Origin of the sequence: Enterobacter sp. BNK-14 (assembly GCF_047456095.1) — a bacterium.
GTDB lineage: Bacteria > Pseudomonadota > Gammaproteobacteria > Enterobacterales > Enterobacteriaceae > Enterobacter > Enterobacter kobei.
Map to the genome: position 1 here is coordinate 2,866,810 of NZ_CP179897.1, position 23,520 is coordinate 2,890,329.

The 23,520-nt window shown below is 54.2% G+C and carries 26 protein-coding genes and 1 pseudogene; 11 read left to right on the plus strand and 16 right to left on the minus strand.

Features of this window, described 5'->3' with window-relative positions:
- Positions 1-76: 76 nt before the first annotated feature.
- Positions 77-529, plus strand: a complete 453-nt coding sequence (locus ACMGGM_RS13670; protein WP_045281345.1) for a DUF1198 domain-containing protein — start codon at positions 77-79, stop codon at positions 527-529.
- Here ACMGGM_RS13670 and ACMGGM_RS13675 read toward each other — a convergent pair.
- Positions 526-1,446: a LysR family transcriptional regulator gene (locus ACMGGM_RS13675; protein WP_063944008.1), complete on the minus strand. Its 921-nt coding sequence runs from the start codon at positions 1,444-1,446 to the stop codon at positions 526-528. The two genes, ACMGGM_RS13670 and ACMGGM_RS13675, sit on opposite strands and share 4 nt — an antisense overlap.
- 343 nt (positions 1,447-1,789) lie before the next feature.
- On the opposite strand from ACMGGM_RS13675, the gene ACMGGM_RS13680 reads away from it, so the two are divergent.
- Complete coding sequence (locus tag ACMGGM_RS13680; protein WP_023331695.1) at positions 1,790-3,010, plus strand: MFS transporter; 1,221 nt, start codon at positions 1,790-1,792, stop codon at positions 3,008-3,010.
- Positions 3,011-3,109: 99 nt separating this feature from the next.
- Here the strand turns inward: ACMGGM_RS13680 and ACMGGM_RS13685 are convergent, their stop codons facing one another.
- Positions 3,110-4,108 carry an aldo/keto reductase gene (locus ACMGGM_RS13685; protein ID WP_045281342.1) on the minus strand — a complete coding sequence of 333 codons (999 nt, stop codon included), beginning with the start codon at positions 4,106-4,108 and terminating at the stop codon, positions 3,110-3,112.
- A 207-nt stretch (positions 4,109-4,315) separates the two neighbouring features.
- On the opposite strand from ACMGGM_RS13685, the gene nepI reads away from it, so the two are divergent.
- A complete protein-coding gene (nepI, locus tag ACMGGM_RS13690) occupies positions 4,316-5,506 on the plus strand; it encodes a purine ribonucleoside efflux pump NepI (protein WP_047625371.1) in 1,191 nt (396 codons plus the stop codon).
- Between the two features lie 42 nt (positions 5,507-5,548).
- Here nepI and ACMGGM_RS13695 read toward each other — a convergent pair whose 3' ends face one another.
- The 6 genes from ACMGGM_RS13695 to ACMGGM_RS13720 all read right to left on the minus strand — a co-directional run bounded on the left by ACMGGM_RS13695 (position 5,549) and on the right by ACMGGM_RS13720 (position 11,477).
- Positions 5,549-6,454 (minus strand): EamA family transporter, encoded by a 906-nt coding sequence (locus ACMGGM_RS13695; RefSeq protein WP_014881941.1) that lies wholly within the window; start codon positions 6,452-6,454, stop codon positions 5,549-5,551.
- Between the two features lie 153 nt (positions 6,455-6,607).
- Positions 6,608-7,987: a carbohydrate porin gene (locus ACMGGM_RS13700; RefSeq protein ID WP_014881942.1), complete on the minus strand. Its 1,380-nt coding sequence runs from the start codon at positions 7,985-7,987 to the stop codon at positions 6,608-6,610.
- Positions 7,988-8,123: 136 nt separating this feature from the next.
- Positions 8,124-8,426, minus strand: a complete 303-nt coding sequence (locus tag ACMGGM_RS13705) for a PTS lactose/cellobiose transporter subunit IIA (protein ID WP_029741865.1) — start codon at positions 8,424-8,426, stop codon at positions 8,124-8,126.
- A 5-nt stretch (positions 8,427-8,431) separates the two neighbouring features.
- A complete protein-coding gene (locus ACMGGM_RS13710) occupies positions 8,432-9,808 on the minus strand; it encodes a glycoside hydrolase family 1 protein (protein ID WP_023336505.1) in 1,377 nt (458 codons plus the stop codon).
- Between the two features lie 17 nt (positions 9,809-9,825).
- Positions 9,826-11,151, minus strand: a complete 1,326-nt coding sequence (locus tag ACMGGM_RS13715; protein WP_023331699.1) for a PTS sugar transporter subunit IIC — start codon at positions 11,149-11,151, stop codon at positions 9,826-9,828.
- Positions 11,152-11,162: 11 nt separating this feature from the next.
- The gene (locus ACMGGM_RS13720) at positions 11,163-11,477 is read right to left on the minus strand and encodes a PTS sugar transporter subunit IIB (protein ID WP_014830072.1); all 315 of its coding nucleotides are present in this window, start codon (positions 11,475-11,477) and stop codon (positions 11,163-11,165) included.
- Positions 11,478-11,770: 293 nt separating this feature from the next.
- Here ACMGGM_RS13720 and ACMGGM_RS13725 point away from each other — a divergent pair, with 293 nt between their 5' ends.
- Positions 11,771-12,721: a LacI family DNA-binding transcriptional regulator gene (locus ACMGGM_RS13725; RefSeq protein ID WP_014881946.1), complete on the plus strand. Its 951-nt coding sequence runs from the start codon at positions 11,771-11,773 to the stop codon at positions 12,719-12,721.
- Positions 12,722-12,782: 61 nt separating this feature from the next.
- Here the strand turns inward: ACMGGM_RS13725 and ACMGGM_RS13730 are convergent, their stop codons facing one another.
- Positions 12,783-13,079: a YicS family protein gene (locus tag ACMGGM_RS13730; RefSeq protein ID WP_014881947.1), complete on the minus strand. Its 297-nt coding sequence runs from the start codon at positions 13,077-13,079 to the stop codon at positions 12,783-12,785.
- Between the two features lie 140 nt (positions 13,080-13,219).
- Between ACMGGM_RS13730 and ACMGGM_RS13735 the strand changes: the two genes are divergently transcribed.
- The 4 genes from ACMGGM_RS13735 (at position 13,220) to ACMGGM_RS13750 (ending at position 16,467) form a co-directional block, all read left to right on the plus strand.
- A complete protein-coding gene (locus ACMGGM_RS13735) occupies positions 13,220-13,639 on the plus strand; it encodes a GNAT family N-acetyltransferase (RefSeq protein ID WP_014881948.1) in 420 nt (139 codons plus the stop codon).
- Positions 13,640-13,786: 147 nt separating this feature from the next.
- Complete coding sequence (gene nlpA, locus ACMGGM_RS13740) at positions 13,787-14,587, plus strand: lipoprotein NlpA (RefSeq protein WP_045134481.1); 801 nt, start codon at positions 13,787-13,789, stop codon at positions 14,585-14,587.
- 120 nt (positions 14,588-14,707) lie between these two features.
- Positions 14,708-15,487 (plus strand): MBL fold metallo-hydrolase, encoded by a 780-nt coding sequence (locus ACMGGM_RS13745; protein ID WP_047028129.1) that lies wholly within the window; start codon positions 14,708-14,710, stop codon positions 15,485-15,487.
- 26 nt (positions 15,488-15,513) lie between these two features.
- On the plus strand, positions 15,514-16,467 hold the full coding sequence (locus ACMGGM_RS13750) for a GlxA family transcriptional regulator (protein ID WP_048996455.1): 954 nt from the start codon (positions 15,514-15,516) through the stop codon (positions 16,465-16,467).
- 43 nt (positions 16,468-16,510) lie between these two features.
- Here the strand turns inward: ACMGGM_RS13750 and ACMGGM_RS13755 are convergent, their stop codons facing one another.
- The 4 genes from ACMGGM_RS13755 to ACMGGM_RS13770 form a co-directional block, all read right to left on the minus strand.
- Positions 16,511-17,599, minus strand: coding sequence for an AAA family ATPase (locus tag ACMGGM_RS13755; RefSeq protein WP_032635276.1), 1,089 nt, complete (start codon positions 17,597-17,599; stop codon positions 16,511-16,513).
- A 146-nt stretch (positions 17,600-17,745) separates the two neighbouring features.
- On the minus strand, positions 17,746-18,705 hold the full coding sequence (locus ACMGGM_RS13760; protein ID WP_063614467.1) for a YbgA family protein: 960 nt from the start codon (positions 18,703-18,705) through the stop codon (positions 17,746-17,748).
- Positions 18,706-18,807: 102 nt separating this feature from the next.
- Positions 18,808-19,218 carry a hydroxyisourate hydrolase gene (uraH, locus tag ACMGGM_RS13765; RefSeq protein ID WP_014881954.1) on the minus strand — a complete coding sequence of 137 codons (411 nt, stop codon included), beginning with the start codon at positions 19,216-19,218 and terminating at the stop codon, positions 18,808-18,810.
- A gap of 99 nt (positions 19,219-19,317) precedes the next feature.
- On the minus strand, positions 19,318-20,043 hold the full coding sequence (locus tag ACMGGM_RS13770) for a MerR family transcriptional regulator (RefSeq protein ID WP_063614466.1): 726 nt from the start codon (positions 20,041-20,043) through the stop codon (positions 19,318-19,320).
- A gap of 117 nt (positions 20,044-20,160) precedes the next feature.
- Here ACMGGM_RS13770 and ACMGGM_RS13775 point away from each other — a divergent pair, with 117 nt between their 5' ends.
- The 3 genes from ACMGGM_RS13775 to ACMGGM_RS13785 all read left to right on the plus strand — a co-directional run bounded on the left by ACMGGM_RS13775 (position 20,161) and on the right by ACMGGM_RS13785 (position 22,302).
- Positions 20,161-20,685, plus strand: a complete 525-nt coding sequence (locus ACMGGM_RS13775) for a lipocalin family protein (RefSeq protein ID WP_014881956.1) — start codon at positions 20,161-20,163, stop codon at positions 20,683-20,685.
- 78 nt (positions 20,686-20,763) lie between these two features.
- Positions 20,764-21,762 carry a class I SAM-dependent methyltransferase gene (locus ACMGGM_RS13780; RefSeq protein ID WP_063614465.1) on the plus strand — a complete coding sequence of 333 codons (999 nt, stop codon included), beginning with the start codon at positions 20,764-20,766 and terminating at the stop codon, positions 21,760-21,762.
- A gap of 102 nt (positions 21,763-21,864) precedes the next feature.
- The gene (locus ACMGGM_RS13785) at positions 21,865-22,302 is read left to right on the plus strand and encodes an acetyltransferase (protein WP_063614464.1); all 438 of its coding nucleotides are present in this window, start codon (positions 21,865-21,867) and stop codon (positions 22,300-22,302) included.
- 29 nt (positions 22,303-22,331) lie between these two features.
- On the opposite strand, the gene ACMGGM_RS13790 is transcribed toward ACMGGM_RS13785, so the two are convergent.
- The 3 genes and pseudogenes from ACMGGM_RS13790 to ACMGGM_RS13800 all read right to left on the minus strand — a co-directional run.
- Positions 22,332-22,631 (minus strand): helix-turn-helix domain-containing protein, encoded by a 300-nt coding sequence (locus tag ACMGGM_RS13790; RefSeq protein ID WP_063614463.1) that lies wholly within the window; start codon positions 22,629-22,631, stop codon positions 22,332-22,334.
- The gene (locus tag ACMGGM_RS13795) at positions 22,628-22,978 is read right to left on the minus strand and encodes a type II toxin-antitoxin system RelE/ParE family toxin (RefSeq protein ID WP_063434484.1); all 351 of its coding nucleotides are present in this window, start codon (positions 22,976-22,978) and stop codon (positions 22,628-22,630) included. Before ACMGGM_RS13795 ends, ACMGGM_RS13790 begins: the two co-directional genes overlap by 4 nt.
- Positions 22,979-23,225: 247 nt before the next feature.
- A pseudogene (locus ACMGGM_RS13800) lies at positions 23,226-23,421 on the minus strand (hydroxyacid dehydrogenase); the annotation flags it as partial.
- Positions 23,422-23,520 lie beyond the last annotated feature (99 nt).

Below are 23,520 nucleotides of genomic sequence, written 5' to 3' on the forward strand. Positions count from 1 at the left end.
TGCACTAATAGCATTTTGCCCGCTGTCGAGGCCTTGCGTTTCCCGCTATGATAAGCGGCTAGTCTGAGGAGAACGCATGGTCTGGATAATGCTGGCAACGCTTGCCGTGGTGTTTGTGGTGGGATTTCGTGTCCTGACCTCAGATTCCCGCCGCGCCATCAAACGTTTAAGCGAACGGCTGGGAATCACCCCAATGCCGGTTGAGTCGATGATCGATCAGTTCGGTAAAACAGCCGGGAATGAGTTTATCCGTTATCTTGAACGCCCGGACGAGGCGCATCTGCAAAACGCGGCGCAGGTATTGCTGATCTGGCAGGTCTGCATTGTCGACGGCAGTGAAGAGAACCTGCATACGTGGCACCGTCTGCTGCGTAAAGCCCGCCTGGGTGCGCCGATCACCGATGCGCAAATTCGTCTGGCGCTCGGCTTTATGCGCGAGATGGAGCCCGACCCGCAGGAGCTTAATGCCTTTCAGCTGCGCTATAACCATCTTTTCCTGCCGGAAGAGGGCGTGTTTTACCTGCATTAGTTCTCCTTCCCGCACAAGATATTCTGAGCGTTCAGGATCTCCTCCCGGTTTTCATTGAGGCGGGTTGCCGCATAGATATCAATATTGAGTCGCTTTGCCTCATCATCCGTTAGCTCGCGGTAACAGAGCCCCTCCTGATTGAAGGTGCATTTTGACTGAGGTAGCAGCGCAAACCCTTTCCCTCTTGCGATACGACTCAGCATCACCAGTGAATCGTCTGGTTCTTTTATGCGCTTCAGCGGCGTTTTCAGCGTGTCAAAGTAGCTGTCACATTTGTCGTAAAACGACGGATTAGCACTTCTGGAAAACCAGAAAATCGGTAAATCACTGATATCGTCGAGAGCGACTTTTTCTTTCAGGCTTGCAGGGTGTAAAGAAGGCATTGCGATAAGGAGCGGCTCCTGGCAAACCCAACGGTACTGGACAATATCTTCATGACCTGTCCCTTTTTCCCCTGTTAGCACCAGATCCAGCATATTTTTGGACAAGCTTTGCAGCAGCTGCGCTGATGTCAGGTCCGGTGTTTCAACATCATCCCCGGCGTTCAGTTTTTGAAGCTGCCTATTCACCGGTTCAATATATTCAAAATTAAGCGTCCGGGTGAGTCCGATCCGTAAGGTGGTTTCAGAGGAGAGGGAATCCGTTTTCAGTTCACTGATTTCGCGAAGAATTTTCTCAGCTTTTACCACCAGTGCGCGCCCTGCTTCAGTGAGGCTTACGTCGTGCGTATTTCGACTGAAGAGCTGACGCTTCAAAACGGCCTCAAGACATTTAATCTGCCGGGTCAGAGGGGGCTGCGTCATCCTCAGACGTTCAGCTGCCTTGCGGAAGTTCAACTCATGCGCGACAGCGAGAAAGCATTGCAATTGTTTGATACTGGGAAGGTTATTGCTGATTAAATGTTCTGCTGTAGCCATAACGATGATCCTGAAAAGCGAAAAGGTATTTTCGTTTTATTTTATCTTCTCAGATCTTACACGGGAACGTTTAAAATAAAAACCTAAAAAAATAGTAATACAAAAACTATATTACAAATTTAATAATTCCATTTGAGTACTGGATTGATAAATTTCTCATGCAATTTTGACTCATTTTCTCTAACGCGAAATATGGCATTTAAATTCTGTTAAAGGTCGCCCACGTAATTATCAGAACTAGCGTGTTTGGCAAGAGGGTTCTGTGTAGATGATTATATCTTGCTTACGAGATGCACAGCAGAAAAAATGGCTAATTATATAAACGATTATTGAGGTAAGTAATATGATTTCAGAGAAATTACCACAAAATATGACGCTAAAGTCATGGCTCGCTTTAGTTATTCTGGCAATTTCAACATTCACCATCGTTACCACTGAACTTGCGCCTGTAGGGTTATTAACTCCTATTGCAGAGGGGCTCCATTCTTCGGAATCCGCGGTTGGCATGACCGTGTCTCTTTATGCGTGGGTAGGGGCATTAAGCGCATTGTTTGCCTCCGTGTTCCTGGGAAATGTGGCGAAAAAGCGTCTTTTGTTGGTACTCACCGTCGTTCTTATGATATCCAATATTTTGGCCGCCACGGTAAGCACTTACGGTGCTCTACTGAGTGCGCGCGTATTGGGTGCACTTGCTCATGGTGCATTCTGGGCAATGATTGGAGCGACTGCAGTAGCCATTGTTCCTGCCCGTTATATCGGTACGGCAACATCAATCGTATTTGGCGGTGTTTCTGCGGCAAGCGTGTTTGGTGTACCGGTTTCAAATTATATTGGCATTCATTTGGGCTGGAGACAGGCATTCTGGCTGATGGCAGCACTCAGCGTCGTGGCCTTTGTGGGCATTACTGTTCTTGTCCCGCAAATAAACAATAAAAGCGCGATGGGTATTGATGCTCTCAAAAGAGTGCTGAAATCGTCCACGCTGTGGAAAATTTACTTTGCCACGCTGCTTGCCGTTACCGCCCACTTTGCCGCATTTACCTACATTGAGCCTTGGTTACACATGCAGAGTTTACTCTCCGCTGCTTTTGTTCCGGCTGTGCTTTTAGTTTACGGCATCGCGGGTCTGGCCGGTAATTTCCTGACCGGCGTGTTGATTGATAAATATCTAAAGATGACGGTAGCTTTATCCGTGCTGCTTATCTGTGCGGTGCTGATCTTCCTCGGACGGTCAGGTTCCTCACTCTCTGTCGCGCTCATTTTCACTGCCATGGTTATCTGGGGCGTTGCGGTATCAGGAGTATTTGTCGGATTTCAGACATGGGTGTTACGTATGGCGGAAGATAAAACGTTTCCAGCCTCAGCACTCTATGTTTCGTTTTTCAATATCGCCATTGGTATCGGTGCTTCAGTGGGGGCCTGGATGGTGTCATCGTTCCCGGTCCCCCTCCTGTATATCGTAGCGGGCACAGCCATTGGCCTTTCCATCCTGCTTGTCGCGGTTATTCCTGCGAGCCTTACGACAAAACATTCTCGCGTGGAGAAATCGTACGAGTCAAATTAACGACTGTGCAAGGCACTGCTGAGAAATAAAAAAACGTGACTTTGTTAGCCATAAAAAACCGGGTCTCCCCGGTTTTTTTACGTTGTTGAGCGGAATATATCAGGCGTTCACACCTTTCATGCCTTCTTCCGAATATCGTTCCCCTTTAATTTCTATCTTCCGATGAATGTTGTTCAGCGATTCAACATCGCTTTTTTCCAGAATAACTTCCGCCGCATGAGCGTTTTCAGCCAGATAACGGGTATGCTTAGTGCCAGGAATTGGAACCAGCTTATCGTATTGTGCCAGCAGCCAGGCCAGAGCAATTTGCCCTGTAGTGCAATCGTATTTCTGTGCAAGCGGGGTAATTGCATCGAGCAACTGGCGATTATGATCCAGACTGGACTGAATAAAACGCGCATTATTCTTGCGGAAATCACCGTCTGCAAAATCGTCGTTGCTGAGGTATTTGCCTGTCAGGAAGCCTCTGCCAAGAGGAGAGTAAGGGACCAGGCCGATACCCAACGCTTTCACAACCGGTAGAACGGTATCCTCAATATCACGCGTCCACAGCGAATATTCGGTTTGCAGCGCGGTGACCGGATGTACCGTATGGGCTCGCTGTAACGTTGAAGCCGACACTTCACAAAGACCAATGTGATTAATTTTACCTTCCTTAACGAGTGTGCTCAGGCACTCCATGCTTTCTTCGACCGGCGTTTCGTTGCTGACCCTGTGAAGATAAAAGAGATCAATCCGTTCAACGCCAAGCCGCTTAAGGGATTCGTTACAGCAGCGGATAATATAGTCGGGTGTGTTATTGATAGTGCGGGCATAGGACTCGTCAGGAGAGCGATCGATACCGCATTTCGTGGCAATTTTAAACTGCTCGCGAGTGCTTTTATCCAGCCCGGCAAGAAAGTGACCGATTAGCCTTTCATTATGGCCACGGCCATATAAATTTGCGGTATCAATAAACGTCACGTTCAGATCGATGAGGTTATGCAATACCTGCAGTGAGCCTTTGTCATCAGTCTGGCCATAAAATTCACTCAGACCCATGGCACCGTAGCCGACGGCACTGACGGTAAGATTTTGAGATAAAGTACGTGTTTTCATAGTTTCTCCTTTTCAGACGCTATGATTGTTTCACCTCAATTGTGGTTACTGAATTTTCATTTTCGTTATGCTGAAAAGGTATCAGTCACCGCCGATCTGCCTTCCGAATCATTAAAAACCACAAAAGTTGTCTAAACGTTAAATTCGTCACACTTTTGATGATAAACTGCGCGACTTTTCCGCACGTTTTTATCTTCAGGTGACGCCATGACAGAACATATCCAGCCCTCGACCAGACCGCAGACCAAAGAGGTTTCTCGCCCCAACTGGTCGGCGGTTTTCTCCGTGGCGTTCTGCGTTGCCTGCCTGATCACCGTCGAGTTTCTGCCGGTCAGCCTGTTGACGCCGATGGCGCAGGATCTCGGCATTTCCGAGGGCGTGGCGGGGCAGTCCGTTACCGTGACCGCCTTTGTGGCGATGTTCGCCAGCCTGTTTATCACGCAGGTGATTGGCGCCATTGACCGCCGCAAAGTGGTTATTCTTTTCAGCGTCCTTCTGACGCTCTCCTGCCTGCTGGTCTCCTTCGCGGAAAACTTCACCCTGTTGCTGCTGGGGCGCGCCTGTCTGGGACTGGGTCTTGGCGGTTTCTGGGCGATGTCCGCCTCGCTCACTATGCGCCTGGTACCCGCGCGTACGGTGCCGAAAGCGCTGTCCGTCATCTTCGGTGCGGTCTCCATCGCGCTGGTGATTGCCGCACCGTTGGGCAGCTTCCTCGGCGGGATCATCGGCTGGCGTAACGTCTTCAACGCGGCGGCGGTGATGGGCGTGCTCTGTATTCTCTGGGTATGGAAGGCATTGCCGTCCCTGCCGGGCGAAGCGGCGCATCACAAACAGAATATGTTCAGCCTCCTCAAGCGTCCGGGTGTGCTGGCGGGGATGACCGCCATCTTTATGGCCTTTGCCGGGCAGTTTGCCTTCTTCACCTACATCCGTCCGGTGTATATGACCATGGCGGGCTTTGACGTGGATGGTCTGACGCTGGTGTTGCTGAGCTTTGGTATCGCCAGCTTTGTCGGTACGTCGCTGTCGTCCCAGTTCCTGAAACGTTCCCTGAAAGTGGCGCTGGCTGGCGCGCCGCTGGTACTGGCAGTGAGTGCCACGGTGCTGGTGCTGTGGGGTAGCGATAAGTGGGTCGCCTCGGCGATTGCGGTTATCTGGGGCTTTGCTTTTGCGCTGGTGCCGGTTGGCTGGTCGACGTGGATTACTCGCTCGTTGGCCGATCAGGCGGAGAAAGCCGGGTCGATTCAGGTGGCCGTGATCCAACTGGCAAACACCTGCGGCGCGGCGGTGGGCGGCGTTGCACTGGACCATCTGGGACTGACGTCGCCGCTGGTGATTTCCGGTACGCTGATGTTGCTGACAGCGCTGCTGGTGGCCGGGAAGGTTAAGGCGAAGTAAACCAAATGTCCCCTCTCCCCTATGGGGAGAGGGGACATCAGGCTACGCCGATGCCTTAACCCTTCTACGCGAATCCATCGAAATCAGCACCACCGACGACACAATCAACAGCGTCCCCAGCCAGTCCGGCAGGGTGAACGCCACACCCAGCAAAACCACCGACAGTAATGCGCTGCTCAGCGGCTCAGCGCAGCTCAGAATGCTTGCCTTCGGCCCGCCAATCATCTGTGCGCCTTTCAGATACAGGCTAAATGTTAGCGCCGTACCGATTACCACCAGGTAGAAGAAGGCCAGCAGCAGGCCGCCGTCAATCACAAAGGTGGTCCCGCGTCCGGCGTAGAACGGCGTCAGCATGAGCCCGGCAATCAACATACTCCAGCCGACAATCGGCAGCGTGCCGTAGCGGGCAATAAGTGTTGAGGGATACGTGGTGTAAAACGCGGCGGCAAAGGCCGAGGCGATACCGAAGAACAGCGCGGCAGGAGAGATGGAGAGCGAGGTCGGGTCGCCGTGAGTCACCAGCAGGAAAGTACCTATCAACGACGTAAAAATCGCTGACAGGACAAACACGCCGGGACGCTTTTTTCGCGCCAGCGCAAACCAGGCCACGATAATGGTCGGTGACAGAAACTGCAGCACGGTGGCGGTAGCCGCGTTGGATTTTTCAATCGTCAGCAGGAAGGTGAGCTGCACGGTAAGCGCGCCAACCAGAGAGAAGAACAGCAGGCTGAGGGCATCTTTGCGATGCTTGATGACCGAGAAAATCTTGTCGCCGTGAACGAAAGAAAGCGTCAGCAGGATCACGCCGGTAAACAGCAGGCGAACCATGGTCAGATAAGGCGAAGAAATGTGGCTTTTCTCCATGATGTACTGCGCGCAAACCCCTGAACTTCCCCATAAAACGGCGGCGATCAGGACGTTTAACATCCCTTTGCGTGTGGAACCCATGTTCTCCCCTGCTATGTTGATTTTTTTGTAGCATAACATGGGATATAGCCGGGTTGTGTGCGGCCTGATGCCCTCACCCCAGCCCTCTCCCACAGGGAGAGGGAGAAAACACTAAAAACGGCAACGTTGCGTTGCCGTTTTGCGTTTACCTTGCTAGAACCACGCCTCCCACATCGCGCCGACGTTGAAGTCGTCCAGCGTTTCGTCTTTGGTATTATTCACGCGGGCGGTGCGTTCGTTATCCACTTTGCCGCCGGTCACGTAGAAGCGCAGCATTGGACGGAACTCCGGCCCCATGGCGATAGACATGTTCTGCGACAGGGTCAGCTTCCAGCCCTTGTTATCGCCGCCGTTGTCATAATCAACGTGCTGCCAGCCCGCTTCGAGCCAGGTGGAGTGAACGTCGTTCCACCAGTGCATTGGGCGCACGATGGCGTTGTAGTTCTTACGGTTGTCGGTCTTATCACGACTGTTGTCGTAGTCGTGGAAGGCGAGGATGTACTCTACCTGCGTGGCCTGGGTGAATTTGTATAATCCTTCGAAGCTGGCGTAAACCGTGGTCAGATCCTCGGTTTTGTTGAACACGCTGTTGTCCGCATTATCGGAGTAACGCGCGATCACCTTGTTCACGCCGCTGTCGTTGGTGTGGCTCAGCACCACGCCGCCCTGCCAGGCGTTCAGGCGCTCGTCGCTTTCAACCGCTTTGGAGTCAAAGCCGTAGTTAGCGTACAGCTCCATGTCGATCGGGCCGAGCTTCATGCCGTGAATTTTTGACGTCGCGGCGTAGTTGCCTTTGTCGCCCGTGCCGGAACCGCCGGTACAGGTGATGCGCGATGGGTTGGCTTCATCCTCCATCACTTCCGGGCTACAGGATTCCACCGCCGCCACGGCAGCGACGTCAAACTGCACGCCGCCGATGTCGAAGTTTTTCACACCGGCACCCTGGCCGTCGTGGTTCATCCAGAAGTAATCGTTAATGCCCTGCTGTGGACGCTGATGGAAGTCACGACCCGCCCAGAAATAGGCGTTCGGGTTGGAGGCCATAATGTTGGTCACGCCCGCGTAGGCTTTTTTAAGGTTAACTTCGTCGCCCCAGTGGTCGATCATCACGTTGATGTCCCAGATGGCGCCGTTATCACCCTTGAAGGCTTTAGAGAGCTGGAATTCCCCACCGTTGCCCTCGTTACCCAGACGACCAATCGCGGAGGCGCCGTTGTAGGAACCGTCCACCGCCACGTATTTCTGATCGGCGGCCTGGAAGTGCGCGCCGTAGCGGGCGTAACCGGTAAATTTCACCCCGAATGGGATCGCCATATCCGGGGATTGCGCCGCGCTTTGCGGCTCGGTCACCACGTCTGCCTTTTTCGCGACCGCCGCATCCATTTTGGCCTGCCGCTCGGCCAGCGCTTTGTCCACCGCTTTAGCCACAATGGCGTCGATTTGCTCCTGCGTAAATTCTTGTGCGAGTACAGAAATTGGGCAAAGCGCGGCGATAACCGCCATGGTTAATGGAAGTTTTTTAATCGTATTCATGGTTATCTCAATATAGTTTAATTTTATTCAGACAATAACCATCCCGCTCCGATCTGACAGAGTATGTCGCTATCATCAGAACAAGTGGATCTCTATTTAGGGTACAGAGGTATTACATTAATTATTTCGCCATAGACTATCTCTGATATAAATGAATAATTTCTTCGGATAATTCACGCGCTAATAAGGAGTTCATTAAATGATCCTGGGCATGAACCATAATTAAGGTCATCGGCTGGCGGCCTTCGCCAGCATCCTGCTCAATCAGTTTGGTTTGCATCTTGTGCGCCTGGCGCGCGTAGCCATCGGCTTCGCGCAGCAGACTTTTGGCCTCGTCAATGTTGCCCTGACGCGCCGCGTGCAGGGCTTCAAAGCACAGGCTGCGGGACTGTCCGGCATTGACGATAATTTCCATTACGGCTTCTTCTAGTGCGATCATCATCATTACTCTTGTTCAAAACTATTATTTAAGGCGGTGGCGGCAAACCACTCTCCACTTTTCTTAATGGTGCGCTGCTGCGTCTCTACATCGAGCTGAATAAACCCGTAGCGATTTTTATACGCATTACACCATGACCAGTTATCAATAAACGTCCACATATGGTAGCCAAGACAATTGCAGCCCTCGCTAATCCCTTTATGCAGCCACGTTAAATGCTCAGAAATAAACTCGATACGGTATTTATCGTTAATCTGGCCATTTTCAATAAAGCGCTGTTCATTTTCGACACCCATGCCGTTTTCCGAAATAAAGCAGCGCGGGTTGCCGTAATTATCACGCAGGTTAACCAGAATATCGTAAATACCCGGCGCGTAGATTTCCCAGCCGCGGTACGGGTTCATCTTGCGGCCCGGCATTTCGTAGTTATCAAAGAACCACTCCGGCATAAACGGCGCCTGCGGGTTCACCGCGCTGTCACGACACTTAACGCGGCGCGGCTGATAGTAGTTCACGCCGAGCAGGTCGATTTTCCCTTCCGCGATCAGGGCGCTATCTTCCGGCTTACAGGCAGGCAGCTGATCGTATGCCTTCAGCAGCGCAACCAGGTCCGCCGGGTATTCGCCGCGCAGGACCGGGTCGAGGAAGCTGCGGTTAAACATCAGATCCGCAATGTGTGCCGCCTTCACGTCCGCCGGGTTTTGCGAGCGCGGATAGGACGGCGTCAGGTTTAATACGATGCCGATTTCCCCCGCGTAGTGACCGGCGCGGTAGGCCTGAACCGCCTTTGCGTGGGCCAGCACGGTGTGATACGCCACGGTGGCTGCCCGACGAAAATCCACCACGTTCGGGTAGTGGAAGTCGTACAGATAGCCGCCTTCCACCGGGACGATCGGCTCGTTGAAGGTAAACCAGTGCAGCACGCGATCGCCAAACAGCTCGAAGCAAATCTGCGCATAGCGGGCGTATGCGTCCACGACTTCTCGGTTTTCCCAGCCACCGATCGCCTGCATCGCCATCGGCATGTCGAAATGGAACAGGGTAATAAACGGCGTGATGCCCTGTTCATTCAACTCATCAATGACCTGATGATAAAAATCGACCGCTTCCGGGTTCACTTCTCCGATACCGTCAGGGATCAGGCGCGCCCAGCTAATCGAGGTACGAAAGCTGTTGTGGTTCAGCTGCTTTAACAGCTGAATATCCGTTTTCCAGTGCTGATAAAACGTGGAGGTCTGCTGCGGCCCCACGCCGTTGTGAAAACGGTTTGGCTCGCGGGCAAACCAGTAATCCCACGTGGTTTCGCCCTCTCTTGCCCCTTCCGTCTGGAGAGCGGAGCTTGCGCTGCCCCACCAGAAGTTATCGGGAAATGCGTATTTCATGACCTTTCCTCTTTGACTTAATTGCTTGCGGTTTCGGCAGCACCGACGGTCGCCTGCGCTTTCTGCTCTTCGTTTTTCATCAGCGTACGCTCATAGGCACGCAGGAAAGGCAGATACATCAGCGCGGACATCACCATACACACAAGGCACATCACCACCGGGCTCAGCGCCCAGTTCGCCGCCCACGAGGCGCCAATCGGTGCCGGGGTGGTCCACGGGGTTAACGAGACGACCTGCGCCAGCCAGCCGAGTTTGGTTGCCGCATACGCCAGACAGGCGTTGATCAGCGGAACGCACACGAACGGAATGAACAGCATCGGGTTCATGATGATCGGCGCGCCGAACAGAATCGGTTCGTTGATGTTAAAGAAGCTGGGCACCACGCCCATTTTGCCGATGGTACGCAGATGGGTAACGCGGCTGCGCAGCAGCAGGAACGCCAGGGGTAACGTGGAGCCTACGCCGCCAATCAGCAGGTAGTGATCCCAGAAGCCCTGCAGGTATACGTGCGGCAGCGCCGCGCCGGCCGCCAGTGCCGCCTGGTTTGCCGAGAGGTTCGCCATCCAGAACGGGTTCATGATGCCGGTGACAATCAGCGAGCCGTGGATACCGGCGAACCAGAAGATCTGGCACAGCAGCACGGAGAGCAGAATAGCGGGCAGGGAGTCGGAGGCAGAGACCAGCGGCTCCAGCAGGTGCATGATCGCCTGCGGGATAATCATGCCGGTTTGCGCTTCGATGAACAGGTTCAACGGGTGCAGGGTACCGATCACCACCATCACCGGGATCAGGATCTCAAACGAACGCGCCACGCCGGTCGGTACTTCTTTCGGCAGGCGGATGGTGACGTTGTTCTGCTTCAGCCACGCATAAACGCGGGTGGCGTAGATGGCGGTGATCAGCGCGGTAAAAATGCCCTGGCCGGAGAGATACTGGGTCGAGATTTTACCGTCGGCATACGGCGCGGCGACCAGCAGGAAGGCCATAAAAGCCAGCAGGCCAGACATCACCGGGTCGAGGTTAAACTGGCGCCCCAGGCTCGCCCCAATCCCCACCGAGATGAAGAAGGTCATCACGCCCATGCTGAGGTTAAACGGCAGCATCAGCTGTTCGCGGTAAGTCTGGGAGAAATCCAGCCAGCCGCGCGCAAAGCTATTGGTGGTATCCGCCGAAAACGGCGGGAAGATGAACACCAGCATAAACGAGCCGATGATCATGAACGGCAGCGCGGCGGTAAAGCCGTCGCGGATAGCAATCACATACTTTTGCTGACCAAGTTTGGCGGCCAGCGGGGTAATTGACTGCTCAATCACCGCGACCATGGATTGATATAACGAACTCATGTGAACACCTTTTAGTGTGCCGCTTCGATGAGCGACAGAGCATAGTCCAGTACTTTATCGCCACGCTGCATGCCGTAGTCCATCATGTCGATGGGCTGGACCGGAATGCCTTTCGTAGCCGCCTTGTCTGAGAGTGTCTGTAACATGTATTTCACTTGTGGTCCGAGAAGCACCACCTGGTATTGCGGAAACTGCGTATCAAATTCGGAAACACCGTACGCATCTATTTTCACCGGCAAACCACGTTCTTTCGCGACATCGACCATTTTGCTGACCAACAGGCTGGTGGACATCCCGGCAGAGCAGCACAGCATAATCTTGAACATCGACAACCATCCTCTAAATGTAAAAAGTTATTGCGGGAATGATTGGACATTATACGGAAACCGGTTTCCATCCATAAAAGACAGAAGTGTGACAACCATCAAGATCCCTTACTTATGAGGCTAATTAACCGGATGTAAGTCACATAATTTGGCTGTTTTGACATCATTTTGAGTGGAAACGGAAAATCGGTTTCCATGGAAAACGGAAACGGATATACTCCGTTCTGGCTATAATATGAGCCGAAGCGGTCATGGAATTTGCAGGCGCGAGGTAAGCCTGTCAGGGGAAAGAGATGTCGACAATCAATGATGTATCACGTCTTGCCGGGGTATCTAAAGCCACGGTATCGCGAGTGTTGAGTGGGTCGCGTGGCGTAAAGGAAGCCAGCCGTCAGGCCGTTCTGAAGGCAGTGGATGAGCTTAACTACCGGCCTAATGTGATTGCCCAGTCGCTGCTGAGCCAGTCGACGGGATGTATCGGCGTCATTTGCGCACAGGAAAATATTAACCAGACCACCGGTTATTTGTACGCGCTGGAAAAACATCTCAGCCAGCATCAAAAACACCTGCTGCTGCGCTTCGCGCATAGCAAAGCCGAAGTAATGAATGCGCTCGAAGAGCTCTCCTGCGGTTTGTGTGATGACATCCTCGTCATCGGCGCGCGTTTCCCGCTGGACGTGGATATGGACAACGTCATCCTCGTGGACTGTATGGAGTCCGATAATTCCAACAGCATCCAGTTCGATCACGCCTTTGCCGCTGAAACCGCCTGTAACTACCTGACCAGCCAGGGTCGTCGCCAGATTGCCCTGATCCACCCGCACGGCAGCGGTTTTGCCGATCAGGTGCTGCTCGGCTACAAACATGCGCTGGAGAAAAATTTCCTGCCCTTTAATCGCAACCTCGTCTTTATGGACGCGACCTCCTCGTCCGTTGCGCTACAGGAGCTGCTTAACAACGCCAGCACGCTGAATTTCAACGCATTACTGGTGGCGGACGAGCAAGAAGCCCAGCGAGTGATCCCACAGCTGCAGGCGTTTAATAAATCCGTGCCGGAAGACATTATGGTCTTCAGCCTTGCTGGATCCCTGCACCTGCCGGGTATTCCGGTGATCCCGGCCATTGAATATTCCATGGATGCCATGGCGGCGCGTATCGTGAGCTGGCTGACGGAGAAAACGCAGATGCTGGGTTCGTATGTGCTGCGCGGGGATTTAATTATTCCGGATGTGCGTAAGCGTTAAAAATGTTGTGTAGGCCGGGTAAGGCGCAGCCGCCACCCGGCGAGAAGCACGTTTCCAGCCCTCAATAATCTTCCATACAATCCACCTGACCAATCGCCGCCCAGTAAGCATCCAGATTGTCGCGCTTGACGGCGGTAACGGCATTTTTGATCAGCAACTGATTGGCCTCTGACGACAAAATCATCTCCTGCCAGGCTTTATCGCTCTGCTTTCTCTGTGGCGTACAGGTTTTCTTGATATCTTTAAGGACCTGCTGCTTTATTTGCGCCTCTTTCGCGGGGTCATCCTTTTCCTGAGCATGGACAAACGCGGCGAAGAGCAGACAAACCAGCAGGCAGACCAGGTGCGCAGCTTTCATCAAAACCCCCTTTAGAAGTCACATGCTTCCCATGAAATATATCGTTACATTCAGTGTAGCGACGCCAGTCGAAAGTATGAATTTTCTCCACGCCACCGGTGTGCGATAGTGAGACGGCACAGAAAACAAGGAGAGAAAATATGCACTTGAGCATTACTGACGCCGTCACGCCGCAGGAAAAAGAAGAGCTACTTGTGGGTCTGAGAGCCTATAACGGACGGTTCCTCGATTTGACGAACTTTAGCGGTGACATAGGCGTTTACGTTCGAGACGAAAAGGGCGTCATGCTGGGCGGCTTAATTGGCGTACGTAAAGGCGACTGGCTGAATATCGACTATCTCTGGGTGAGCGATACCGTACGGGGCAGCGGTGTGGGCAGCCAGCTTATCAACACGGCGGAAAATGAAGCCAGGCGTAAAGGCTGCAAGCACGCGCTGGTGGATACCGTTAGCTTCCAGGCGCGCCCGTTCTATGAAAAACAGGGCTACCAGCTGCAGATGTCTTTGCAGGATTACCCATACCCGGGTATGCAGCGTCATTACCTGACGAAAGCGCTTTAAATTCTGATTCTGCGGGCCGGGGAAGCGCAGAGCCACCCGGCGATACCCGCATATAACTTATCCTTCTTATTGATTCTTTTTCGTTTTTTATTTCCCCGCCTCGTTGTCGATATAGTCATTGAAACATTCAGCAAAAGGAACTGTCTCGTGAAACGTCGATTGGGTGCGCTGGTCCTCGCTGGCCTGCTGCTGGCAGGGTGCGATCAAAATGGCAGCGATGCCAGACACATTAAAGTAGGCGTCATCAACGGCGCCGAGCAGGACGTGGCGGAAGTCGCCAAAAAGGTGGCGAAAGAGAAATATGGTCTGGACGTGGAGCTGGTCGGCTTCAGCGGCTCGCTATTGCCTAACGATGCTACCAACCAGGGGGAGCTGGATGCCAATGTCTTTCAGCACCGTCCGTTCCTTGCAGAAGATAACAAGGCGCATGGCTACAAGCTGGTTGCCGTGGCGAATACCTTCGTGTTCCCGATGGCCGGTTATTCACGCAAAATCAAATCCGTTTCGGACCTGAAGAACGGTGCGACCATTGCCATTCCAAACGACCCAACCAACCTTGGCCGTGCGCTGTTGCTGCTGCAAAAAGAGAAGCTCATTACCCTGAAGCCAGACACCGGCCTGCTGCCGACGGCGCTGGATATTACCGCTAACCCTAAACATCTGAACATCATGGAGCTGGAAGGGGCGCAGCTGCCGCGCGTGCTGGACGATCCCAAAGTGGATGTCGCCATCATCAGCACCACCTATCTTCAGCAAACCGGGCTGTCGCCAGTGCATGACAGCGTCTTTATAGAAGATAAAAATTCGCCGTACGTGAACATCGTGGTGGCGCGCGAAGACAACAAAGACGCGGAGAACGTGAAGCAATTTATCCAGTCGTATCAGTCACCGGAAGTGGCGAAAGCGGCTGAGACGATCTTTAACGGCGGAGCGGTACCGGGCTGGTAAATTCTGCCTGAAAACGCGGAGTTTAAATTGGCCCGATTCCATCGGTAATCGCCCTTTAACCCACAGCGTGACCTGCGACGTCGGGCTATCCTCCTTATCACACCAATCGGAGGATAGCCCATGAACATTACCCAAATTCGCAACGCCACCCTGCTGATTACCTACGCTGGGAAACGTCTTTTAATCGACCCGATGCTGGCCCCGAAAGATGCTTATCCGGGCTTTCCCGGCACGGCGCATGCCGAACGCCGTAACCCGACGGTCGAACTCCCTGTTGACGTCAACACGCTGCTGAACGCCGACGCGGTGATCGTCACCCATACCCATGACGATCACTGGGATCGCACCGCGGCGGAGCTGATCGCCAAAGACAAGCCGATCTACGTGCAAAACGACCGTGACGCCGCGCTGCTGCGCAGCCAGGGGTTTAGCAACCTGACGGTCATGACCGACGCGACCTTCTTCGGCGATATTCAGATTACGAAAACCCACGGCGGGCAGCACGGTACCGACCGGGCCTACGCCGTGCCGGAGCTGGCGGAGCGGCTGGGCGAGGCCTGTGGCGTGGTGCTGCGTCATCCCGATGAGAAGACGCTCTATCTTGCCGGGGATACCGTCTGGCGTGACGCGGTGGCGGCCGATCTGCAAAAGCACCAGCCGGACGTGGTGGTACTGAACGCAGGCTATGCACACGTCATTGGTTTTGGCCCCATCATTATGGGCCAGGAGGATGTGCTCAACGTTCATTTCCTGCTCCCACAGGCCAAAATAGTGGCGAGCCATATGGAGGCGATTAACCACTGCCTGCTGACCCGCAGCGCGCTGCGTGAGTACGTTGAAGCCAATCAGGTGGGTGACGCAGTGACCATTCCCCAGGATGGCGAAACCGTTATATTCTGAGTGCGTTAAAGGGAAAGGAGAGACAGATGTCGCTAATCAACGTCGCGATTGTCGCGGTAGACGGGTTCAGCCCGTTCCACTACTCCGTTCCCTGCATTCTGTTTGGCGATTCCGTCTCCGGCGAAAAGCGCTTTAACGTGACGATCTGCGCCGAAACGCCGGGGTTCCTCACCTCAAAAGACGGGTTCGCCCTCAACGCCACGCAGGACTACACCGCCATTGGTCTGGCCGATATAGTCGTTGTTCCCTACTGGCAGCACGTCCTCGAACGCCCGCCTCAGACGCTACTCGACAGCCTGGTGCAGGCGAGAGACAACGGCGCGGAAATCGTCGGGCTGTGTCTGGGGTCGTTTGTGCTGGGCTATGCGGGCATTCTCGACGGCAAGCGCGCTGCCACCCACTGGGAGTTCGAAAATCAGTTCCAGTCGCTCTTTCCGCACGTCCAGTTGGATATCAATGCCCTCTACGTGGATGACGGCAATATCATCACCTCTGCCGGAACCGCGGCTGCGCTGGACTGCTGCCTGTATATCATTCGTCAGCGCTTTGGCAGCGTGGTCGCCAACCAGATTGCCCGGCGGATGATTGTGCCGCCGCACCGCGAGGGCGGTCAGGCGCAGTTTATTGCTCAGCCTGTTCCGAATGACACCCGCGATGCACGTATCAATTGCCTGATCGACTATCTACAGCAGCACATCACCGAACCGCATAGCCTGGACTCGCTGGCGGAGGTGGTTTCGATGAGCCGCCGCACGCTGACCCGTCACTTTATTAAAGCCACGGGAATGAGCGTCGCCGACTGGCTTACCGCCGAACGCCTGCGGCGTAGCCAGATCCTGCTTGAAGCCGGAAATATGCCGATTGAACGCGTGGCCGAGCTGGTGGGATTTAATTCTGCCGTCACCTGGCGACAGCAGTTTAAGGCGCGTTTTGGGGTAAGTCCTGCGGAGTGGCGAAAGACGTTTCGTCTGCATAGCTAGCGTGAAAGTTCCACCCCAGTAAGTTGGGTATGAAGAGATTGAGCTACCCCAGCCTCTCCACCCGCGTCTCCCCCTCCGCCATCGACAGCTGGTACAGCGAAAACGATCGCTGTTTCTCAATCAACTTCGCCAGTTCCGGCGAGTGGCTGGTGAGCCAAATCTGCGAGTAGCGGCTGGCCTCGGCGATTAAGCTCGCCAGCGCGGGCAGCATCTGCGGATGCAGGCTGTTTTCCGGTTCGTTCAACGCGATAAACGCCGGTGGGCGCGGGCTTAACAGCGCCACCGCCAGGCACAGAAAGCGCAGGGTGCCGTCGGAGAACTCCGCCGGTTCCAGCGGGCGGCTCAGCCCCTCGCGCTGCATCATCATGCGAAAACGTCCGCCGGTGTTGTCGCTGTAAAACACGCAGCCGGGGAAGGCCTGGTCGAGGATGCGCATCAGGAGCAGTTCGTCGCCAATCTCCACGATGGTCTGAAACGCCGCCGCCAGGTTGGCACCGTCGCTGGCCAGCACCGGGGAACGGAACCCGACCTGCGGGGCACGCATCGCCGAGCCGGATGAGACGGAAAACTCATGATAAAAGCGCCAGTTACGCAGGGACTCGCGCATCTGCGACACTTCCGGGTAAAGATGCGGTTCGCCGAGCTGCCCGAACACCGATTCGTTCTCGTACAGCGTGCCGCTGTGGGTCACTTTCTCGTGATGCACGTTATTCAGAAACACCGCCTGATTCTTACGCTTCATCAGCTGTGACGACGGGCGTCGATGCTGGCCGCTCAGCCAGATGGACTCCTCTTTGATCACCGGGTCGAGCTGAAACTGCGAGGGATAGGGCAGTCTCTCCACAAACCCGACCTGCAGCTCGTATTCGTAGGTCTCGGTTTCCACCGCCAGGTTCATCCGCCGCAGCTGGTCGCTGCGGGTTTTGCCTGCCCAGAACACCTTCAGAATGCCGCCCTCGTTCGCCAGCGCCTGGGAGAACTGCCCCTGGGCGGCGCTGTGCATCAGGTGTATCGCCTTGTAAATATTGGATTTCCCGGTGCCGTTCGGGCCGAAGACGATGTTGAGCTGTTCCAGCTCAAGCGACATCTCGCGTATGGAGCGGTAGTTTTGAATGTGCAGGGTGTTGATCACGGGCAGGCCCCTTTTTGCAGAATAAGCCTGTATATAATCACAGTCTTTGAGGTTAAATGCAAAAAAGAGACGACAGTGAGGATGTCGTCTAAACGGGGTACTGCTTTGGGCCTCTACGGGTCAATGGGGCCTTCGCATTTTTGTGATCACTTGACTGCCAGACGCAGACCCAAATCATCAGGATAGGGATCAAAGTAGTTTTGCGTCATCAGATACCGGTCAGGATATTCGGCCAGGTAGTGCTTCAGCAGCGTGATCGGGGCGAGAATAGGCAACTGCCCGTTGCGATAGTGCAGGATCACGTCGCGCAGCTCACCGCGCTGGCGGGTGTTTAGCTGGTTACGGAAATACCCCTGAATATGCATCAGCACGTTGGTGTGGTTCTTCCGCGAAGCCGGTTTTTTCAGGATGGTCATCAGCTTTTCCCGGTACGCCACGAAGAAGGCGTCCAGGTCTTCCCATTCGTGCAGCGAGGCAACGAACGGGCCGATTTCGCGGTAGCCCGCCTGATGGTGCGCCAGCAGCTGCAATTTATAGCGGCTGTGGAAATCCAGCAGCCCACGTCGCGTCAGACTTTTAGCGCGCAGCGTGTTTAGCTCGTGCAGGGCAAATACCCGCTCAATAAAGTTTTCCCGCAGCACAGGGTCGTGCAGCCGACCATCTTCCTCGACGGGCAGCCACGGGTAGGTTTCAAGAAGGGCGGCGGTGAACAGCCCGACGCCCTCCTTGCGGCCCCGGTTGCCGTTTTCATCGTACAGCCGCACGCGTTCCAGGCCACAGCTTGGGGATTTTGCACAGACGATAAATCCCGAAAGATCGCCGATTTTTGGCAGATAGTCCGCCGTAAAGTCGGCCATTTTCTGCGTGAGGTCATCATGAGGCGGCTTGCTGAAACGGAGCTGCGTCTCGCCGCTGTCCGTCAGCGTCAGGCGTATGGCCGGGCGAGGCGTCGGCAGCCCGATCGCCATTTCCGGGCAGACGGGGCGGAAATTTACCCACTGGGCCAGCTCATCCATAACGAAGCCCATACGCTTGTGTCCGCCGTCAAAGCGTACGGCGGAGCCGGTCAAACATCCGCTAATACCGAGCACAGGTTTCGTTGTCATGGTGTGGTCCTCCCGTTCATATAATTAAAACTTACACAACATGACTAATTTGTCCAAGTATTCGCGGAACTATTTTTTTTATTCCTTTAGAATCAATGCGTCTTAACTGCCCTTGTAGGTCGAGTAACCGTACTGACTCAGCAGAAGCGGGATGTGCAGCTTTTCGTTGGTGCGGGTCACGGTAAACAGCACCGGGATCTCCGGGAAGAAGGTGTCCAGCTTTTTGCCGTGGAAGTACTCTGCGGTTTTAAAGGTCACTTTATACACGCCAGGCTGCATGTCCTGGTCCTGCGGATAGAGCGATTTAATACGTCCGTCGTGGTCGGTTTTGCCGCTGGCAACCGGGGTCCATTTGTCCTGCTGCTGCTTCTCAAGCGTAACGGTCACGTCTGATGGCGGCATCCCGGTTTGCTGGTCGAGAATGTGGACGCTCAGCGTGCCGGCAGGGGCGCTAAAGGCGGCAGGGGCAAAGGCCATGGCGGCCAGGAACAGCAGAGGGGTTGTTTTTTTCATGGTGTTTTCCTGTGGAGTTATTCGTCACAGGAAAACGTTAGCATCTGCGGCGCGGGAAAATATTCAACTTTTCGTGAAGATTCCCACAGCAGAAAATGATCAGAGGATAATCACTTCAAGCGATACCTGCTGCTGCCACTGCTCCAGCTGCTTTTTCCGTCCGGCGGTAAGTTTGCCGCTGGTGACCAGAAGCCATTTTCGCTCCGGGAAAATCTCCGGAGCCAGCGTGGCAGGGGGAACCGGCAGGATGTCGATCCGGTGACCCTGACCGGTGCGCGTTAAGGCCTCGAGCCAGATCTCGCACGGGTCGTTGAGATGCCAGCCGCTGAGCAGAATATTGTCGCCCGGCGCTTTCTTATCACCTTCGAGACAAAACGAGGTGTAGGCGATGATGATGCCGTCGAGGATCGCGCGCAGGGTCATGGCGGCGGCAACGTTAGCCGAGACCTGGCTGCGCAGCGGACGCAGCACGTTCGCGACCAGCTCTGGTCTTGGGTACTCGCGTCCGGCGTCGTAAATCATCTGGCGCAGGGATTCGACTTTGCCGTCCTGCAGGCGCTGCAGCATGTTCTGCTGCAGGGTTTGCCAGTTGTTGGTCCGCCCCAGCGTCGGGCGATCCAGCAGCGGTTTGACCTGGCCGATTGGGACGCCTTTTTTGACCCAGTCGAGGATTTTCAGCGCCTGCTGGACGTCCTCATCGCTGTACTGGCGGTGACCGCCTTCCGTGCGCTGTGGCTTGAGTAAACCGTAGCGACGCTGCCACGCCCGGAGGGTGGTGGCGGTAATGCCGCTGAGTCTGGCGAATTCGCCGATGGAGTAAGCCATGTCCGTGTCCAGAGTGGAGGAATACTCTCAATATACTACGAATTTTCCCGAACGGGATGAAGCGCCGAAACGGTGCACTACACTTAACATCCAACCGTGCAAATGAAAGGAATTCTCATGAAGCTATGGCCTGTTGTGACCGGTGTTGCCATTGCGCTGACCCTGGTTGCCTGTAAATCCCCTACGCCGCCGAAAGGCGTGCAGCCTATTACTCATTTTGAAGCCAGCCGCTATCTCGGCAAATGGTACGAAGTCGCGCGCCTTGAAAACCGCTTTGAACGCGGTCTGGAGCAGGTGACCGCCACCTACGGCAAGCGCAGCGACGGCGGTATCAGCGTGCTGAACCGGGGTTACGATCCGGTGAAAAACAAGTGGAATGAAAGCGAGGGGAAAGCGTACTTCACCGGCGAGCCGACCACCGCCGCGCTGAAGGTGTCGTTCTTCGGTCCGTTCTACGGCGGGTATAACGTAATCAAACTGGACGACAAGTACCAGTACGCGCTGGTCAGCGGCCCGAACCGCGATTATCTGTGGATTTTGTCACGCACGCCGACCATCCCGGATGCGGTGAAGCAGGATTACCTGAACACCGCGCGCAGTCTGGGCTTCCGGGTTGACCAACTGGTGTGGGTGAAGCAGTAAAGATCGTGCTTTCTTCGTAGGGTATTACGGACTCGCCTGGATAGACTTCCGTTAAAAGCCCAACGGAGGGAAGACGTTATGATCTGGCAGCCTTTTCGTGGTGACGCACCGAAAAACATGATGATTTTCAGTGCGTCCTTTCCCGACGTCAGCGACCAGTGGCCGATGAAAGACGATGCTGCCCGTGAAATCGCTGCGCTTGATCGGGCGCTGAAAGCCGAGCCAGCGCTTCGCCCTCCGCAGGTCGAATATCAGGAAGGGGGGCAGGCCGTGCTTGTCCCGCAGAACCGCTATTCCGAACAGGCCTTTCGCAACCGTCCGGCGCTTACCTCATGGCGCACCCGGCTGGTGCCCTCCGCGCTGGCGCTGTTTGTGGTGCAAAACCCGCTTGAGGATCGCCTGCCGGACGGCACAAAGATGGACAGCGATAGTCGTCAGTGGTTTATCCACGCGAACGACGCCATCGGCGTGCGCTCCCGCGCCCGGGTGCTTGCCGCGCTGGTGGAGAAGTACATTCACAATGAGAGCGAGAACAACTGGGTCAGCCTGGCAAGCGGCGCCGCCATTCCGGTGCTGGAGGCGCTGCGCGAAGCAAAGTTCGATGGTCAGCAGGTCTATCTCACGCTGGTGGATAAAGACCCCGTGGCGCTTAGCTGGGCCGAAACCATGGCGGCGCAGGAAGGCATTGTGGTGGGCGAACAGCTGACCCTGCTCAGGCGCAACCTGGTGCACACGCTGGTGCGTAACGAGGACCTGCTGCTGGAGCTGGGCGAGCATCAGGCCGAACTGGTCGACGCGCTGGGGATTTTCGAATACTTCAACGACGCCGACGCGGTGATTTTTCTTCAGCGCGCGCTGCGGCTGGTCAAGCCCGGCGGGGCGGTGATTGTCTCAAACATGCTGACCAGCAGCCCGCAGATTGACTTTGTGCTGCGCGGTATCGGCTGGGAGGATATCCACCCGAGGACGCTACAGCAGCTGCAGGATATTCACCTGGCGGCGGGCGTACCGGTGGAAAACGTCACCGTGGTCGTGCCGAAGGACGGGGTGTATGCGGTGATGGAGATTAAAGCTTAGCACGGTCGGTTCCCTCTCCCTGAGGGAGAGGGTTAGGGTGAGGGGGGAACAAGGCGCACAGAGTGACTTGAATGAATTAGGTTTTGCAGACATGATCCCCCCATGAAAATCGAAACCGCACACCCCTCCCACTTCGAACGCCTGGTCGCGATCTGGGAATCCTCCGTCCGCGCCACTCATCACTTTTTACAGGAAAGCGATATTGCGGCGCTGCGTCCGCTATTGCTCAACGCGTATCTCCCCAACCTCAAGGTCGTGATAGCCCGCGATGACGCAGGCGTTATTCACGGCTTTTTAGGCGTGGATGAAAACCGCATTGAAATGTTGTTTGTGGATGATGCGAGCCGCGGGAAGGGTGTCGGGAAACTGCTGCTTAAACACGCCATCGCAGAGTTCGGCGCGAACGAAGTGGACGTGAATGAGCAGAATCCGCAGGGAGTCGCGTTTTATCGGCATATGGGATTCGAGCAGGTCGGGCGCTCGGAACTTGACGGGCAGGGGGATGCGTTTCCGTTGCTGCATATGCGGTTGGCTAAGTAAATATTTACTTAACGCAGGAATCACACTTGTTAGATATGAAACGCAACGCGTTTTCCTGTTGGAAGTTCAACGTCAATACAAAGTTTCCCACCCATTGCCTCAATGTAGCGCTTAAGAGTGGCAATTTTTAGTTCATTTCCACGTTGCTCTATTTGTGTTACTGCGGGCTGGCTCACCCCCATTAGCTCGGCAACATTTTTTTGCGAAAGTCTGAGCTCTTCACGTAAAAGTTGCAGACCCGTTTCAAGGATCATTTCCTCTGCCATTTCTTTAATTCGTTGTTGGCTTTCCGGTGAGCGTGATGTAATTAATTCATTTAGGGTTTTCACTTGGCTGTCTCCAGGCTTGTCAGATGCCGGGTAAATTCATCATCTGCAATGCGAATGAGTTTTTCATAAAATGCCTTGTCGTTACTCTTGTTGCCTGCGCAAAGCACAATCGCCTGACGTTCGGGGTCAAATGCGAATAAAGCACGAATCGGACGGCCAGCGTATTGAATACGTAACTCTTTCATATTGTTATATTGCGAGCCTTTTACAGTATCGGCATAAGGACGAGGAAGACGAGGTCCATAGTTTTGTAGATTTAGCATGTCTGCCAGTACCTTTTCCTGTAACCCTTCTTCCTGTTCAAGCAACCATAGCTCAAACACCTTTCCGAACAGTACCGTCCACATGCTCTCTTCCATGATAAGCTGTAGCTTATATACAAGATATAAGCTGTAGTTAATAAATGCAATGGCTGTCATTGGCAACCAGGTAGCGAGTGGCAGAAGTATGACAAATACGGGGCATCTAAATGATTGTATTTGTGAGGAATTGCGAGGCGTCTTCCAGTGTTTTTTCGAGTCATGCTGGCAAGGAAGGTAGGGGGCAGCATGACTATGGCTACTCTTTAGATTCTTTTTCCATTTACCAGCCACTTTCTTGCTGAACTTGTAAGTAAGCCTTACATGTTGTTTTTATTCAGGCTTACCTTCTTCGTAAACGGCTTTAATATGCTCAGTAATGGCTTGAGGAGAGACTTGCTATAGAGCCACAATGGCTGCTTGCGACAGCCAGAGCGTTTCATGTTCAAATCGACATGTGATGCGAACCTTACCGTCCTCACTGGCAACATAACAAATTCATCAGCCGGAAATTAGATTACGTTTTTATCAATCATGTCGGCTCCGTCTTTTTAACGATTAACCTTGCCTGCCTTGAAGCCAGAAATCGC